The 17505-nt window shown below is 36.4% G+C and carries 16 protein-coding genes; 10 read left to right on the top strand and 6 right to left on the bottom strand.

The annotated features are described in order from the left end of the window. The first annotated feature begins 102 nt into the window (after positions 1 to 102). The 7 genes from lpxK (at position 103) to DRF65_RS08155 (ending at position 7026) form a co-directional block, all read left to right on the top strand. Positions 103 to 1131, top strand: coding sequence for a tetraacyldisaccharide 4'-kinase (gene lpxK / locus DRF65_RS08185; RefSeq protein WP_115970279.1), 1029 nt, complete (start codon positions 103 to 105; stop codon positions 1129 to 1131). After that, entirely contained in the window at positions 1112 to 1927 is an 816-nt protein-coding gene (locus DRF65_RS08180) for a purine-nucleoside phosphorylase (protein WP_115970278.1), read from the top strand. Before lpxK ends, DRF65_RS08180 begins: the two co-directional genes overlap by 20 nt. Positions 1928 to 2176: 249 nt before the next feature. Beyond that, positions 2177 to 2692, top strand: coding sequence for a TlpA family protein disulfide reductase (locus DRF65_RS08175; RefSeq protein WP_115970277.1), 516 nt, complete (start codon positions 2177 to 2179; stop codon positions 2690 to 2692). Between the two features lie 78 nt (positions 2693 to 2770). Continuing rightward, positions 2771 to 3226: a GNAT family N-acetyltransferase gene (locus DRF65_RS08170; protein WP_115970276.1), complete on the top strand. Its 456-nt coding sequence runs from the start codon at positions 2771 to 2773 to the stop codon at positions 3224 to 3226. Between the two features lie 666 nt (positions 3227 to 3892). Continuing rightward, complete coding sequence (locus DRF65_RS08165; RefSeq protein ID WP_228438580.1) at positions 3893 to 4369, top strand: GNAT family N-acetyltransferase; 477 nt, start codon at positions 3893 to 3895, stop codon at positions 4367 to 4369. A 42-nt stretch (positions 4370 to 4411) separates the two neighbouring features. Beyond that, entirely contained in the window at positions 4412 to 5506 is a 1095-nt protein-coding gene (gene dinB / locus DRF65_RS08160) for a DNA polymerase IV (RefSeq protein ID WP_115970274.1), read from the top strand. Between the two features lie 47 nt (positions 5507 to 5553). Continuing rightward, entirely contained in the window at positions 5554 to 7026 is a 1473-nt protein-coding gene (locus DRF65_RS08155; protein WP_115970273.1) for an alpha-amylase, read from the top strand. A gap of 76 nt (positions 7027 to 7102) precedes the next feature. Here DRF65_RS08155 and DRF65_RS28405 read toward each other — a convergent pair whose 3' ends face one another. From DRF65_RS28405 to DRF65_RS08145, 3 genes are all read right to left on the bottom strand, one after another. Then, entirely contained in the window at positions 7103 to 7267 is a 165-nt protein-coding gene (locus DRF65_RS28405) for a hypothetical protein (RefSeq protein WP_165852191.1), read from the bottom strand. Positions 7268 to 7405: 138 nt separating this feature from the next. After that, positions 7406 to 8749, bottom strand: coding sequence for a carboxylesterase family protein (locus DRF65_RS08150; RefSeq protein ID WP_115970272.1), 1344 nt, complete (start codon positions 8747 to 8749; stop codon positions 7406 to 7408). Between the two features lie 202 nt (positions 8750 to 8951). Continuing rightward, entirely contained in the window at positions 8952 to 9854 is a 903-nt protein-coding gene (locus DRF65_RS08145) for a helix-turn-helix domain-containing protein (protein WP_115970427.1), read from the bottom strand. 130 nt (positions 9855 to 9984) lie between these two features. On the opposite strand from DRF65_RS08145, the gene DRF65_RS08140 reads away from it, so the two are divergent. Together DRF65_RS08140 and DRF65_RS08135 are read left to right on the top strand one after the other, a co-directional pair. Continuing rightward, positions 9985 to 10389: a cupin domain-containing protein gene (locus DRF65_RS08140; protein ID WP_115970271.1), complete on the top strand. Its 405-nt coding sequence runs from the start codon at positions 9985 to 9987 to the stop codon at positions 10387 to 10389. A gap of 35 nt (positions 10390 to 10424) precedes the next feature. After that, entirely contained in the window at positions 10425 to 11477 is a 1053-nt protein-coding gene (locus DRF65_RS08135) for an NAD(P)-dependent alcohol dehydrogenase (protein ID WP_115970270.1), read from the top strand. 51 nt (positions 11478 to 11528) lie between these two features. On the opposite strand, the gene DRF65_RS08130 is transcribed toward DRF65_RS08135, so the two are convergent. Then, complete coding sequence (locus DRF65_RS08130; RefSeq protein ID WP_115970269.1) at positions 11529 to 11957, bottom strand: winged helix-turn-helix transcriptional regulator; 429 nt, start codon at positions 11955 to 11957, stop codon at positions 11529 to 11531. A 165-nt stretch (positions 11958 to 12122) separates the two neighbouring features. On the opposite strand from DRF65_RS08130, the gene DRF65_RS08125 reads away from it, so the two are divergent. After that, on the top strand, positions 12123 to 13001 hold the full coding sequence (locus tag DRF65_RS08125; protein ID WP_115970268.1) for an NAD(P)H-binding protein: 879 nt from the start codon (positions 12123 to 12125) through the stop codon (positions 12999 to 13001). A gap of 139 nt (positions 13002 to 13140) precedes the next feature. Here the strand turns inward: DRF65_RS08125 and DRF65_RS08120 are convergent, their stop codons facing one another. After that, the gene (locus DRF65_RS08120) at positions 13141 to 16878 is read right to left on the bottom strand and encodes a VPS10 domain-containing protein (RefSeq protein WP_115970267.1); all 3738 of its coding nucleotides are present in this window, start codon (positions 16876 to 16878) and stop codon (positions 13141 to 13143) included. Further along, entirely contained in the window at positions 16875 to 17213 is a 339-nt protein-coding gene (locus DRF65_RS08115; RefSeq protein ID WP_123947293.1) for a hypothetical protein, read from the bottom strand. The genes DRF65_RS08120 and DRF65_RS08115 overlap by 4 nt, the downstream gene beginning before the upstream one ends. Between the last annotated feature and the right edge of the window lie 292 nt (positions 17214 to 17505).

Here is a 17505-nt window from a genome sequence, read left to right as displayed (position 1 = left end):
TATTATAACTCCACAAAAATACTTTAATTTAACAAATATTTGTTGAAAACTCTTTGAGAATATTACTCCAATGCTTATGAAAATTCCTATTTTTGCATTCGTATGAAAAGATGGTACCTTTATCCTTTTTCCCTTGCTTATCATATGGTAACGGGTATCCGAAACACAATGTATGATCTGGGGATTTTTAAATCAACGAAATTTAAAACACCGATAATCAATGTCGGAAACCTCTCCGTAGGCGGAAGCGGAAAATCACCAATGGTGATGTATCTTGCCCAGTATTTATCCAAACATTACAGAACCGGAGTTCTTTCACGAGGTTACGGAAGGCTTACCAAAGGCTATGAAGTAACGAATTATGAAAGCAACTACAAGATTGTAGGGGATGAAGCGATGCAGCTTTTTGAACGTTTTAAAAACCGTTTTGTCATTGCCGTTTCAGAAGAACGTGTTCCCGGAGCCAAAAAAGTAATCGAAGACATGGATCTTGGAGCCTTGATCCTTGATGATGCAATGCAGCACCGTGCGATCAAAGCAGGGTTCAATATTCTGATGACTGATTTTAATGATCCGTTTTTTAAAGACTATCTTCTTCCTGCCGGAGACCTTAGAGAATCCAGAGCGGGCTCAAGGAGAGCAGATATCATTATGGTCAGCAAATGTCCTGATGAACTGACGGAGGAAACCAAAAGGTATTATATTTCAAGAATCAGACCTTCTTATAACCAAAAAGTATTCTTTTCATCTATCGGTTATGATGAAAATGTATACGGAAAAGATAAAATGCTTCCGGATAATAACCTGAACTATTACGATATTTTACTGATCACCGGAATTGCGAATCCTAAACCATTACTGGAACATCTGGCAAAATTTTCAAAAAGGGTTACCCATCTGAAATTCAGAGATCATCATAATTTTACGGATGATGATATTAAAAAAATCCTTGCGGAGTATAAAAAATTAGGAGAATATAAGCTGATATTAACCACAGAGAAAGATTATGTTCGTCTGAAAACTTTTGATTATCTTAGAGAAATTGTTTACTACTGGCCTATCAATGTCATTATTGATAAGAAGGAAGAATTCAATCAAATCATCTTAGATTATGTTAGAAAAAATTCATGAGACAGCTGATTTCATTAGAAAGATCATTCAGGAAACTCCTGATTTTGCTGTTGTTTTAGGATCCGGACTTGGTAAACTGCAGAATGAAGTAGAACCCATCCATATTTTAGAATACAAAGATATCCCCAATTTTCCACAGACTACTGTGGTAGGACATACCGGAAAGCTTATCTATGGAATACTGGAAGGGAAAAAAGTATTGATGATGAGTGGCCGTTTTCATTATTATGAAGGGCATTCTATGGAAACTGTAACTTTTCCGATCAGAGTTTTTCATCTATTGGGAATTAAAAATCTTATTCTTTCCAATGCCTGTGGCGGCGTAAATCCTGACTACAGTATTGCAGATATCGTTATTTTAAAAGATCACATCAATATGATGCCTGAACATCCGCTTCGTGGCAAAAATATCGACGAGCTTGGACCACGATTTGTGGATATGAGCGAACCTTACAACAAAAAAATGATTGCGGTAGCCGAACAGGCTGCTGCAGAAAACAATATTAAAATCCATCAGGGAATTTATGTTGCCCTGCAAGGCCCTACTTTTGAAACTCCGGCCGAATACGGAATGATTAAAGCCATCGGTGGTGATATGGTAGGAATGAGTACCGTTCCTGAAGTAATTGTTGCCAGACACATGGGAATGGATGCATTCTGTATGTCTGTAATTACTGATCTTGGCGGGCCAGACATTGCTTTTGCTGTTTCTCATGAAGAAGTTTTAAATGCCGCAAATAAAGCAATGCCGAATGTAATTACCGTAGTGAAAGGCTTGATTAAAAATTACCAATAGGAACCTCTGTTTCAATCTCAAAAAATATTTTAAAATCTTTATTTATAGCCACGAATAAAATGAAAAAATTCGGGCATCCGTGGCAAAAAATATTCTTTCTAAAAATTAACGTTTACTCTCGGAGAGAGTTTATCCTTGATCTATACAATATTCATAGAAATTGTCAATAATATAAATTTTTCCCAATTCATCAAAAATCAATCTCAGATTGCAATGCATTGCTTAGTTTTGTGTAAATGAAATTGTAGAATGAGAAAGTTGTTATTAATTTTTATGGTAGGTCTGTTCGGACTGAGCTATGCACAAAAAATTCCTACTGCTCTTAAAACCGGATTTTCCAAAGAAGCTTTAAAACAAAAGCTGGAAGATGAGGATGGAAAAGCGATTACCATCGAGGAAATTCTGAATCAGCATAAAGGAAAAGTTTTAGTAATTGATTTTTGGGCCGGATGGTGCAGAGACTGTCTTCAGGCACTTCCAAAAGCTGAAATATTAGAAAAAAACAATCCAAACGTTGACTTTGTGTTCCTATCACTGGAAAGATCTAAAGAAGGCTTTGATAAGAGCCTTGTAAGATTCAATATGAAGGAAAAAGATAATTATTGGTTTGCTTCCGGCTGGAAAAATGATTTCAACAATTATGTGGACCTGAACTGGATCCCAAGATATATGATTATTGATCAGAAATCTGCTATTGCAAAATATTATGCTATTTCTCCTGAAGATCCTGAGATTCAGCAAACCATAGATAATCTTTTAAAATAATTTTTAAAACATCAAAACCCTGAAGTTTAAACATCCCATAAAAAACGGAATGTTTAAACTTCATTTATTTTTTATACCATGATCACAAGAGAAGCCACAGCGCAGGACTTAGAAATCCTTTCAACTTTTGAGCAGGGCATTGTTTCTGCAGAAAGACCTTTTAACAGTACTTTAATTGATGGTGAAATTCATTATTATGATCTGAATGAATTCATACAATCATCAGATGCCACTTTAATTGTTGTAGAAGACCATGATGAAATTATTGCATCCGGGTATGCGCTTATTAAAAATTCAGAGAAGGATTATAATAAATTTAAAAACTATGCTTACTTAGGCTTTATGTATGTAAAGCCGGAATACAGAGGGAAAGGAATCAATAAAATAATTACTGATGAACTTATCAGCTGGGCAAAATCCAGAGATGTTTCAGAAGTAAGACTGGATGTTTACGCTGAAAATGAATCTGCTGTAAAAGCTTATGAAAAAGCAGGTTTCGAACCTCATCTTCTTACGATGAGACTGAAACCGTAAGAAGGCGGAAAGCGGGAAGATAGAGGCTGGAAGTAATCTAAGTGTTACCAACAACCAAATATCATTTTAATTACTTTTCAATCAATTGGTCATACTTTTATATCGACCTTATTAACTTCCCTCTTCCAGCTTCTTGCTTCCCTTTTATAAATAATGGAATCCATATCTTCGCAATATGGATTTTTCTTTGCCGCTTCGAAAAATTATTCATGTGGATATGGACCTATTTTATATTTCTGTAGAGAGTATAATAATTCCTTAAACGAAAACTCATTGCTATCAAATATCTAACATTACGGATATCAAATCAGTTAACAGCTATTATATAAGAACTATTCATTAATTATCTACAGTAAAAGTCTTACCTATTTCTTTGATTTATCAATAATCATAAACTGTCTGAGTACATAATCTTACTTAAATATTATATTTTTGTAACATTTAAAAATAAGTCCCTTAACTTGGATATATTTTCATTTAATATATTTATTTTTACTTAAAATAATACACCTATAAATACTTATAAGTGTTCTTTCATGATTTACCATCTCATATTTAAGAATAAAATACAAACTACCTGTTTTTATTCTTAAATAATCTGCTGAAATAATATTTCAATACAATATCAAGAAACTACACAGGAAAATCATCCAGATATAAAACTCTTTGAAAAATAACACGAAAAACATGGTATTAAGGAAAGCACAAGAACAAGATTTAAAAGTACTTTTAGAATTTGAACAGGCTGTCATTTCAGCAGAAAGGCCTTTTAACAAAACTCTAATTGGAAATAAAGTTAATTATTATGATTTAAATTTTTTAATTACATCAGAAGATGCAAATCTTATAATTGCTGAAATAAATAATGAAATAGTTGCATCAGGATATGCAATGATAAAGGAAATAGAAAGGAATTTTTATAGTTTTAAAAAATACGCTTATCTCGGTTTCATGTACGTGAAACCAGAATACAGAGGAAAAGGAATCAATCAAATGATAATCCTAGAACTTACTCAATGGGCAAAAGAAAAAAATATTTCTGAAATAAGATTAGAAGCATACAGCTCAAATCAAAAAGCAATAAGCGCCTATGAAAAATCAGGTTTCGAAACACTGGAAGTCATAATGAGATTACAGGTATAAGTAAACAATCTATGAATATACAGGAATCCATATCTTTGTGATATGGATTTTTCTTTGCCGCTTCGTAAAATTATTCACGTGGATATGGATGCATTTTATGCTTCCGTGGAGCAGCATGATAATCCTGCCCTGAGAGGAAAACCTATTGCAGTAGGCGGTCAGCACCGTGGTGTAGTGGCAGCGGCAAGCTATGAAGCCAGAAAGTATGGTGTCCGTTCCGCTATGCCCAGTAAAACAGCAAAGGAGAAATGTCCGGATCTGATATTTGTTCCGCCACGTTTTACCCGGTATAAAGAAATTTCTAAAATGATCCGTGAGATCTTCTATGAATATACTGATCTTGTAGAACCTTTGTCATTGGATGAAGCCTATCTGGATGTCACCGAAAATAAAAAAGGAATAGAATCTGCCAACCTTATCGCAAGGGAAATCCGTCAGAAAATATTTGAACAAACAGGCTTAACAGCTTCTGCGGGAATTTCTGTCAATAAATTTTTAGCCAAAGTAGCTTCTGATATCAATAAACCTAATGGCCAGAAAACCATCCATCCTGATAAAATGGAAAACTTTCTGGAAGAATTGCCCGTGGAAAAATTCTATGGAGTTGGAAAAGTTACGGCTAACAAAATGTTCAGTTTAGGTATTTATAAAGGAAAAGATTTAAAGAAAAGATCGCTTGAAGATCTGGTAAGAATCTTTGGAAAATCAGGGCAGCATTACTACAATGTAGTTCGTGGTATTCATACTTCGGAGGTGAAACCTCATCGGATCCAAAAAAGTGTTGCGGTAGAAAGAACTTTTTTTGAAGATCTTTTTGATGAACAGCAGATCAATGAAAAGCTGGACAGCCTTAGCCAGGAACTTCATCAGCGTTTACAGAAAAACAATATTCTCGGAAGAACTTTAACCTTAAAAATTAAGTATAAAGATTTCTTGCTTTTTACAAGAAGTATCACCAGGGAAGAATATTTTACAACTCCGGAAGAATATTTCAATACAGGAAAAAAGCTTTGGGAACTTCGCCCCTTTGATAAAGCAGTTCGTTTGCTTGGATTGTCTCTTTCTCATCTGAATACGGAAGAAAAAAAGCTAGTTTCCGTTCAACTAAAAATCCCGTTTAAAGAATTCGAAAATTAAAAGATAATATTTTTTGCTAACTTGTATTCACCAAATCAGCAAATTATATGAACCCAACAATGATTCAGTTTTTCCACTGGTACTCTGAAGGTGACGGAAAACTATGGAAAGAAGCCGAGAAAGAAGCCAAATACCTTGCTAAATTGGGAATAACTTCCGCATGGTTTCCTCCCGCCTATAAGGGAACAAATGGCGGGTATTCGGTAGGATATGATACCTACGATCTTTACGACCTTGGTGAATTTGATCAGAAAGGCACTATATCCACCAAATATGGCACTAAAAAGGAATATTTAAAAACAATCAAAGCTTTAAAAAACCAAAATATAGAGGTTATTGTAGATATTGTTCTGGGCCATAAAGCAGGGGGTGATGAACTGGAAAAGTTCAAGGTGGTAAAAGTGGATGAAAATAACAGGGAAAAGGTGATTTCAGATGTCCTGGAAATAGAATCCTATACTAAGTTTACTTTTCCCGGAAGAGGAAAAAAGTATTCTGATTTTGAATGGAACTTCACTTGTTTCAGCGGCGTAGATTATGCGGAAGACATGGAGTCTCATATTTATAAAATACAGTCTGAATATGGAGACGACTGGGAAGAAATGATCCACGATGAGAAAGGAAACTATGATTATCTGATGTATAATGACATTGAACACAGAAATCCTTTTGTACGGGAAGAGCTCAATACATGGGCAAAATGGTATTTTGATGAAACGGATTTTGACGGGGTTCGGCTTGATGCCTTGAAGCACATTTCTTTTGACTTTTACAAGGAATGGCTTACTGTGCTTCGTTCCAATTCCGGTAAAAATATTTTTGCCGTAGGCGAATACTGGGCTCCCGGATATCTTCATCTGCTTCAAAAGTATATTGAAGTCACTGAAGGCTGCATGAGTCTTTTTGACAGTTCACTGCAGAACAATTTTCATAATGCATCCAAAGAAGGTGGCTCCTATGATCTCAGAAGAATTTTTGAAGAAACCCTTACCCAGGCAGATCCTTTACATTCAGTGAGTATTGTTGCCAATCATGACACTCAACCTTTACAGGACCTGGAAGCTCCCGTTGAATCGTGGTTTAAGCCTATTGCCTATGCTTTAATTCTATTGCGAAAAGATGGCTATCCATGTATTTTTTATCCGGATTTGTATGGTGCTCATTATATTGACAAAGATGGAGCGGGAAATGACCAGGAAATATTTATGCCGAAAGTAGATGGTATTGAAGAGCTATTGCAAGCCAGAAAAGATCATGCTTACGGTGAACAGCGGGACTATTTTGAGGATGCCAACTGCCTCGGATGGATACGCGAAGGCGATAACGAACATGCAGGATGTGCCGTAGTCCTCAGTAATAAGGATGCTTACAACAAACCTATGGAAGTTGGGAAACATTATGCAGGGAAAAAGTTTAAAGATCTGTTGAAAAGATTCAAAAATAAAGTAATCATTGATGAAAATGGCTGGGGAGATTTTCCTGTACCTGCCGGAAATGTGAGTGTCTGGATTTTGGAATAAAAAACAAAGGCACACATAATAAAGATGTTTCTGCTCATGTATGCCTAAAGACTTTTTTTAAATTCTATAATTTTGTTTAGCAATAAATAAATTTACAGCTTTTGAAGTCCCTTGCCCATTCACAGCAATCTCCCTCTTCTGTCATTGTACAGCATACTTTGTCAATAATGACTCCGCCATCTACATTTTTCAATTGTCTTCGATCCAGTTTTCTCATGTTCTGAAAAAGTTTTGTTTTCATAAGGTTATATTTTAAAAATTTGTTTCATAAATATAATAAAAACCCACCACAACCAACTACAAAACAATGAAATAAGATTAAAACACAACAACAAAAGAATATTAAAATGAAAAAAAAATTAACAACTCCAGTCAGTATCTAAGATTTTATTTTTCCCATTGTTAGAATTTCCGGTCGCTCAGATTGATCAGAAATTTTTCCAGTTCTGGCAAATTCTGCCCAAAGCGTTCTTAGTTTCTTACCATTTTCATGAATACGTTCCCAGGGAATATCTTTCAGCATTTCCGAAGACTTCCATGCAGATTCGTTACCAAAGATCAAAGGAAGATCAATGCAATGTGGCGCTCCGATATGATTATCTTTTAATTTGGAATGTATTCTGAAGAGATAGACATTTCCACCGCCTTTAGCATAGTTATCTGCAAATTGCCGGGCTGGAGCTCCGTAAATAATATCTGTTGTCTTTTCAACTGTTTTATCCATAAGCTTTAACCCAAATCCTTTTCCAAAATATTTATTTAAAGCTTCTGAGGTTTTGAGATAAAATGCGGTTTCATCATTATTCAAACCAATCAACACATCATATTTCGCTGCATTTTTACGCCATTTTTCAACGGATTCTTCTTCTTTACATAAAGGTGAAAATCCATACTGAATACCAAAAGGCATTGCCGCTTTCAAACCATATTTTATAACAGAAGGAACGAATTTTCCATACTCTTCCATCATCTTATAAACATCCACCTCATCTTTAACTTCTTCTGTTTTCTTTAAAAATTCTGCAGACATTTTCTGTCTTTTATGGCGCAATCCCAATGGAGCACTCTGAATAATGACCCGATGAAATAAATCATCAACTCCTTCTGAAATCATTAAGTGAGCTATTGCATCTCCTCCGGAAGACTGACCAAGTAAGGTTATATTTTCCGGATCTCCGCCAAAATCTACAATATAGGTTTTGATCCATTTCAATGCTTCAATTATGTCCAGTAATCCTAAATTAGGTGGTCTTTTTTCATCGCCACCTAAAAACCCAAAGAGTCCCAAACGATAAGAAACCGTAACCACAATAATGTTCTGTTCTTTTACCCATTCTGCAGGATCAGCAGTTGGAAGGTCTCCACATCCGATTTCGTGGGAACCACCGTGGATCCAGACAACAATGGGAAGTTTTTCATTTTCAAAGAAGTTTTTTGGTCGGGCTATGGAAAGATATTGCGTGGATTCTTCCGGTTCAAATTCTTCAACAGGCGTTGCTCCAATCATTTTTTCCACAAGCGGACTTAATTTTTGTGGACAAACCGGAGTTTTATCCTCGAGTCTGCTATCATAGATAAAATGTTCAACCGGAACTGGCTTTTGAAATCTTTCTGAACGGGCATAGCGAATGCTCTTAGCTCTTATTATTCCTTCTTCCTTCAATCCTGTAATAATTCCAAACCGAGTATTGAACACATGAGTTTCTTTATTCTGTGGTTTCATTTTGAAATGGTGAAAACTTTTACCATTAAAGATAATGCTGTTTCTTGAGAATAGAAAATTTAAGTTGCTTTTTAACCCCAGATAACAATAATAAAAAAACAAATTTTTATTATGATATTTGTGCATTAGGGGCTATCTATTTTTGCCGCTAATACACGAATTATTTTATCAGACTGAATACTATTTCTGATCTATATTTATATCAATTCAGGATTTTGTATTCGCTTGGGGAAATTCCGACTTTAGTTTTAAAAAGCCTTGTGAAATGCTGTGGATATTTAAAACCGAGATCATAGGAAATTTCGCTGATTGATTTTCCCTGATCCATGATCTGTTCTTTGGCAATCTCTATGAGTTTATTGTGAATCAATTCCTGTGGGGAAATTCCCAATTCTTTTTTGATAAGGTCTCCGAAGTAATTTGCTGAGAGATTCAGTTTTTCTGCAAAGTAATTCACCATAGGAAAACCTATATTTTTAGGATTATCTGATTTTAAATAATCATCAACAAGGTTTTCAAATTTTCCGATCACTCCCTGATTGATGTGATCTCTGGTCATAAACTGCCGGTCGTAGAAACGCATACAGTAATTCAGGAACAGCTCAATATTATTTACAATTAATGACTTGCTGTGTTTATCAATTGACTGCCCAAGTTCATGTTTTATATTTTTAAAACAGTCCAAAATAATCTCTCTTTCTTTTTCCGAAAGGTGTAATGCTTCATGTACATCATAGGAAAAGAAATTATAGTCTTTTATATTTTTCCCAAGATGGGTTCCTTTTAAAAGATCCGGATGAAAAATCAATGCAAAACCTGCCGGCTGTACAGATTTTCCATTATTGTAAATTCCATAGGTTTGTCCTGGCGCAATGAAAACCAGTGTCCCCTCCTGATAATCATAACTATGTTTTCCATACTGCATATCTCCACACATCACATCTTTCAGGAAAACGGTATAAAAACCAAATTTTCTTCTGTACTGACAAATGGGATCTGATTTAGAAAAATCTATCACACTTACCAACGGATGCAATGTTTCATGATGGGCCATTTTATTATATTCTGAAACACTGTTATAGATTTCAACCTCCTGATTTTCCATGAAGTATTTTTTTTTACAATTCAAAATTACCAATTTTCGACATAACAGATACCTTGTCTGTAAAATTGGTAAGTAATCCGGTAATCTGTATAAGTTGGATTTCCCGGAAAGTTTCGAATTTTGTACCGTTATGGAAACTTTTAATACAAACATTTTTCCGAGAGGGGAAAAAGCTCCATCAGATTATTTTTCAGGAGGTGCAGCCTGGGTTCAGATCCTGAAACCTAATGAAGATCAACTGAACTGTCAGATCGGAAATGTAATCTTTGAACCCAAATGCAGAAATAACTGGCATTCTCATGGAGGCGGACAAATTTTAATTGTAACTTCAGGAACCGGTTATTATCAGGAAAAAGGAAAACCGGCACGGATCTTACATCCCGGAGATATCATAAATATATTACCGAATGTAATCCATTGGCATGGGGCGGCTCCCGACAGTGAATTCACGCACATCGCTATCAATCCCAACACGCAGAACGGGATTGTAGAATGGCTGGATCCTGTAACGGATGAGGAGTATAGTAATTTATAACACAACTTATTAATTTAATTAAAAAAATAATAAAAATGAGCACATTTACAGTAAAGGCTTATGGGGCAGAGTCCACTACAGCAGACCTGAAAGAAATGAATATTGAAAGAAGAGAGGTTACTTCCCAAGATGTAGAAATTGAAATTCTATATTGTGGTGTATGCCATTCGGATCTTCATACAGCAAGAAACGATTGGGGCGGAACCCTCTACCCTGCTGTTCCCGGACATGAAATTGTAGGAAGAATTACGAAGGTAGGAAGTGAGGTATCGAAATTTAAAGTAGGTGATCTTGCAGGAGTAGGATGTATCGTAGATTCTTGTGGGCATTGCAACAGCTGCCAGCATGATCTTGAACAGTATTGTGAAAATGGATTCATCGGAACTTATAATGGAAAAGACAAGCATTTGGGAGGTCATACTTTTGGTGGTTATTCTCAAAAAGTAGTGGTAGATTCTGAGCATGTTTTAAGGGTGCCTGAAAATCTTGATCCTGCTGCTGTAGCTCCTCTTCTTTGCGCTGGAATTACAACCTGGTCGCCTTTGAGACACTGGAATGTAGGTCCGGATTCTAAAGTAGCTGTTGTAGGATTGGGTGGACTGGGACATATGGCAATTAAACTTGCAAAAGGTTTGGGTGCTGAAGTGACTTTATTTTCAAGAACTCCGGGAAAAACTGAGGATGCAAAGCAACTAGGAGCTGACCATGTTATTATTTCTACGGATGAAGAACAAATGAACTCAGTGAAAGGAAAGTTTGATGTGATTATTGACACTGTTCCTTATGTACACGATGTAAACCCTTATGTAACGACTTTAAATATTAGCGGAACTCATGTTCTTGTAGGATATTTAGGAGGCCTTGAACCTATTCTGAATACAGTTCCTTTAATTTTGGGAAGAAAATCTGTCGCAGGATCTGTTATCGGAGGTATTGCTGAAACTCAGGAATTACTGGATTTCTGCGGGGAACATAATATTGTTTCAGAAATTGAAATGATCAAAATGCAGGAGATCAATGCAGCCTATGAAAGAATGCTGAAAAGTGATGTGAGATACCGTTTTGTGATCGATATGCAGTCTTTGTAATTCTTTCTGTCAGATATAGTAAAAAAAGGTATTCGAATGGAATACCTTTTTTTATTGTTTTAAATTGTTACTAAAGATATTTTGATTTTTATCAACTTTATATCTGTTTTCTTCAACACATTTATGATCATGTCTTTCCATATCCTGAAATGCCCATTCTGCCATGGCATCAATAACTGGGGCCAGTTCATTTCCAGCCTCACTTAATTTATAAGTAACATGTGGCGGAACAACAGGTTTTGCCGTTCTTATGATCAAGCCATCCGCTTCAAGTTGCTTCAGATGCTGAATCAACATTTTTTCTGTAACAGCAGGAATAGCTTTCTTCAGCTCGCTATACCTTTTTTCTCCTGTGGAAAGGTTGAACAGGATAATAGGTTTCCAAAAACCTCCAATCCTCTCCATAACATACATTACAGGACAATCCTGTGTTATTTTTCTGTTTTCCTGAATGGTTGAACTTTCTTTGATTGCTGTCATAGTTACACACTTTAGGGTAAGTACTTGTATAAAAGTAAGTACAAATATAACTTTGTCTCAGGAAATAAAAAAATATTTATGATGAAATCGCAACAGTTTGCTAAATTCACACAAAACAATCAATACTAAGTGTTTACATCTAACTATCACAATAAAAATTTACATATGAAAATTATCATCACAGGATCATTAGGAAATGTTGCTAAACCTTTGACAAAGCAACTGATAGAACAAGGACATGACATTACTGTTATCAGCAGCAATGAAGCCAGAAAACATGATATTGAATCTTTAGGCGCAAAACCTGCTATCGGATCTATTACAGATGTTGAGTTCTTAACACAGACATTTAGCGGGGCAGATTCAGTATTTGTGATGACTCCACCCGCCATAAGTGCTGGCAATATTGTTCAGAATACCATCAATGCCGGAAAGAAGTATGCAGAAGCTATAAAAAATGCCGGAGTAAAAAGAGCCGTAATGCTAAGCAGTGTCGGAGCGGGATCTCCTGTAGAAAACGGGCCTATCAAAGGGCTTCATCATATTGAGAAACTTTATAATGAAGTTGAGAACACTTCATTTACATTTTTAAGAGCAGGTTATTTTTACACTAATTTCTTTAATGATATTCCCTTGATTAAAAATGCAGGAATTATTGGAGGAAATTATCCTGAAAACACAGAAATCCCTGTGGTACATCCAGCAGATATTGCCAAAGCAGCGGCAGAGGAATTGGTGAAAAATGAGACTGGCAAAAATATCAGATATATTGTAAGTGATTCCCGAAAAGCTTCTGATTTTGCTAAAATATTAGGAGCAGCAGTTGAAAAACCAGAACTTCCTTGGGTGGAATTTTCAGATGAGGATTCTTTAGGCGGAATGCTTCAGGCTGGTTTACCGCAAGACATGGCCGAACTATACGTTGAAATGGGATTGGGAATGAAAACAGGAACCGTACAAAAAGATTTTATTGAACACAATTCTCCTGTTACCGGAAGTACTAAACTGGAGGATTTTGCTAAAGAGTTTGCTTCTCAGTTTTAGACAGGAAAAGAAAAACCAGAGTTTTATTATTGATAAAATTGTCAGAAAACAAAATACTCTCCAGATTGGAGAGTATTTTTACTTTGTTAATAAGAGGCAAACTTCAAAAGTCTACCTGTATAAAAAATAAGGGTAATAATTAGTTTTTAATTAATTTCAGGGCTTTATTCTCTGTACCTGTTTTTACAAGTATCAGATAAAGTCCTTTTACAAGCGCTTTTACATTCATATCAATTTTTGGCCCTTTCTGTTTTTTCAGAGACATTACCTGTCTGCCTGAAGCATCATATACATAAACATCTACATCACCTTTATTATTTACAGGAAGCATAATTGCTGTAATATCATCTGCAGGATTAGGGGCAAGCCTGATCCCTTCTTCTGATTTCACCGTGTTATCTTTTACTCCAAGAGTAGAAGTAGGAATTATAGATTTTATGAGCCATCCATAAGATGTTGTGCCTGGGTCACTGGTCATACGAAGTCTCACGGCAATTTCATCACCGGGAGTAAATCCTGATAAACTTAAAGAGCTATTCTGAAATAATGTTTCATTCACATTAGCTGCTGAAAGAGGAGTTCCTCCATTTGTCCAGTTACTAAAGGATGCTTCATCATACACCCCCATTGTTGTCCAATTCACAAGATCTTTAGATCCTTCCACATAGGCAAAGTCATATCCTGCTTCTGTAAGTGCCATGTGTCTCATTGTCATTGCAGAAGCAGGTCCTACAATCACAGGAGTTCTCATGTAGGTCTGATAATTGGTATTGTTTGCATAGGGATGACCTACATTATTCAATACATTATAAGTAAATTTATTAGACACATTATCTACCACAAATTTACCTGCCCCGATATATACATCGCTGGTGGTAAATGCAGGAGTATTAATAGCTGATGATCCACTATTAAAGCTGATGATCTCTACAGGTTTTATGTCTTTAATGGTTTCCTTAGTTCCATTAGCATATACTCCTAAGACTGAAATAGTATGCATTCCTTCTGCCAGACTCGAAGTGGTAGTGAATGTGTAATCTGTATTCGCCTGGGTACTGGAAATTGTTGACATATAGGCATTATCTACGAAAACCTTCAGACTTGTAATCTGTGGATTATCATAATTAAATACTGCTTTTGCTTTTGTATCGTGAATTGCTACCTGGCTGGCACTCTTGATAAGGGGGCGTTCTACATATTCAGGAAGGGTATAAGTAGTCAGCTCAGGAATAGTTGCAGTCCAGACTCCTCTGCCATGGGTTGCAAGCACCACCTGATCATTCACAATTTTCATCTGCCAGATAGAGACGGGTGGCATAGTGGTTACCAAAGACCAGGTTGCCCCGCTATCTACCGTTTCAAATATTCCTATATCTGTTCCTGCCCAAAGAATCCTGTCATCAAATGGCATTTCAATTAAGCTATGTACCGGAACATTTGGAAAACCTGTAGACGTAGATCCTGTGCTGTATCCTGAAATATCCGTCCATGTTGCTCCAAAGTCATTTGTCTTTACTACTTTAGGCTGATTAGATACAGAAAACAGCACATATGCTCTTGCTTCATTGGTACCGGAAGCAGAAATCCCGCTTATGTTATAAGTGCCTGTTGTCGGCATACTCCCTGTTGTTTTTGTGAAACTCAGTCCGTTATCTTTTGATACATTGATCTTGGACGTGCTACCTGTACCTCCGGAAACCTGAGCTCCGGCCCATACTACATCGGGGTTTGCAACTGATACTTTAACGGTTGCAGCTGAGTTACTTCCAGCCCAACTTCCATTGTTTGCAGATGTAAAGCTGGTGAGTCCCCATGTCCTTCCAAAATCCAAAGACCTCCAGACTCCGCTTGACGAAACAGTAAATACAACATCAGGATTATTATTTGCATTAGCTAACTTCGAATAAAATGGGGATTTAGCGCTTCCATTATCCGGATTAGTTGCTGAGAAAATACTATTCATGCTGACTCCCTGTTCTGACCTCCTAAAGTTATTATACTGCGATCCGAATAACAGCTCATTAGTTTTTTTATAGTTCCATAAGACCTCAAAACCATCTCCACCATATAATGACAAATAATTTGAGGTACTGGAAGCAGGAGCTGTAAGGGTAGCTGATGATCCATTATCCTGGGCACCTGCAACGTAAGCATCGGCTCCGTTCTTTTTGTCTGCGCCATAGAACTGCGTTGTATTTAACCCTATAACAGGGGCAGACCAATCCCCTTGAGTTTCTCCGGGATTTATTTTATATTGGGTAGAGTACACTCCTCCATCATTGGTTAACAACAATCTAAACTTAGTTGAATCATTGGGGTTGATCTGGCAGACAATACCGTGTTGATCCGGATGCACTGAAGTATTAAGGTAGCTACTATTATAACCACTGGCAATGGAAAGTACATTATATGAATTATCTGTGGTATCTACAGTAACTTTTGCAACTGAAACTCCGCCTATGTAAATAATATTTTCATTAAACGGGTGTGCTGCAACAGCATTATCATACCAGCCCTGTGTTCCCAGAATATCTTTACTGTTTCCTGACTTATAAGCTAGCTCCTGAAAACTACCTCCTGCATCAGATGACATATATATCGATCCATTCTCACAGCTCAGGTAAATTTTGTTCTGATTAACCGGGGATACTGTGATCTCCATCCTTTTAACGGGTTTACTGAGAGCAAGGGGATCAAATACTTTTGTCCAGGTGGCTCCTCCATCCGTAGATTTAAGAACACCCAAAGTATTAACACAAGCATATATGGCACTAAAATCACTATTTGCGACAATATCCTGAGCGCTGCTATAGGTTGTTGTTCCTACAGTTGATCCTGTAAATGTCTGAGTCCAGGTAGTTCCTCCATCCTGAGTCATATAGATTCCTTTTGAAGTCCCCACCAATAGATGGTTAGGATCCACAGGGTCTATCAGTAACCTTCCAACATCTCCAAAAGCAGCAGTATTGAGTAAGCGTGTCCAATGTTCTCCTGCATCTGTAGATTTGATCAGCCCAGCACCGGTTATTCTATCCAGATTACCAAATGGCTCTCCTGTTCCGGCGTAAACAATGTCTGGATTTTGAGGAGAGATAGCAAGCGTAGAAGTGGCCAGGTTAGGAACAGCAAAATCAGTGGTGTTTCTCCAGGTTGTCCCTGCATTTTCAGTGATCCAGACTCCGCCTCCTACAGATCCTACATACCATTTATTAGGGTTCTGAGGAGCAATCACCAAACTCCTGTCTCTTCCCGGAATATTATTAGGTGCTCTTTCAGTAAACACAACATTATTAACAGAATAAACACCATTTTTTGAAGCAACAGAAGACTTTTGCTGCGCTTTCTTAAGTGTAGGACTGTTAAGAGCTTTATTATACTCTTTCAGTAGGTTTCCATCTTCATAAAGCATGGTATTAGTCCCGACAGGCATGGTAATATGGCGTCTGTACTCTGCCATCTCTTCAATTCCTTTCCTTTCTTTGGTTCCGGATTTTTCTTCTCTTAATTTCTTATCAGCACGATGTCCCATCACCATTTCTCCGGGTTTTACCATACTCATCAGTAATTCTTTTCTAAGCTGAATTTCCGCTGATCCGTCACCAAAGCTTTCAAATACCTTATTAAACTTTGGATCATTATAGGCAAGTGTCTTGTTCAGGCTTTGTTCTTTTTGTCCCTGAGCCAAGACTTTTTTATCAGCCGGAATTTTAATTTGATCCTGTTCCTCTGATTTTTTTTCTTGTTTTTTTACCATTCTGTCAACATTTGATGACCGCTGGCGGCTGGTGTCTGTCTGTGTATTGAAATGCTGGCAGGCATTCAATAAAAAAACAGCGCTTATTACCATTACTCCATTTCTGACATAGTTTTGTTTCATTCTGTGGTTTTTTTTATGGGTATTAAAATATGATCATCATCGCTTTTTTCATCCTCTCCGGTCTGTGCTTTTATCACTTCCCGGTAAGGGATTATTACAAGAACATTGTCTGGCCTCCAGTAAATAGTATCTGCAAGGATCTTTGTTTTTTCTTTTTTGAGAATACTGGTCTTCGTTTCTGTGACATAATAGCTGAGCCACTTGACCGGACTGAAAGAATTTTCTTCGTAATTATAAAATAGAGTAAATTGATGATCAGGACTTAATTTCCTAGAATATTTACCCTCCATGTCTTTATCCGGATAACTTGGTTTGGCAGCAGGTTGACAGCTCATCAGAAACAATATTATTACACTAATCAATGTTTTCATACTATTCAAAATAATTCACTTTTAAAGATATAAAAATAACAATACGAAATTGATAAAAAAACCAAATAAAAACATATTAGTTATTTAATTTATATTTGTTTTATTTAATAATTACACAACAAAAAAGCATAATCTTTATCCCCTATATAGTTTCGGCGCGCCAAAGGCGCGCCGAAACTATATAGGGGATACCTAAAAAAGAAAATCACAATACCATAAAGTATTGTGATTCTGACAAGTTCAAACTGATTTCAAT

The organism is Chryseobacterium pennae (assembly GCF_003385515.1).
Lineage (GTDB): Bacteria > Bacteroidota > Bacteroidia > Flavobacteriales > Weeksellaceae > Chryseobacterium > Chryseobacterium pennae.
This window is presented reverse-complemented; position numbering and strand designations above follow the sequence as displayed.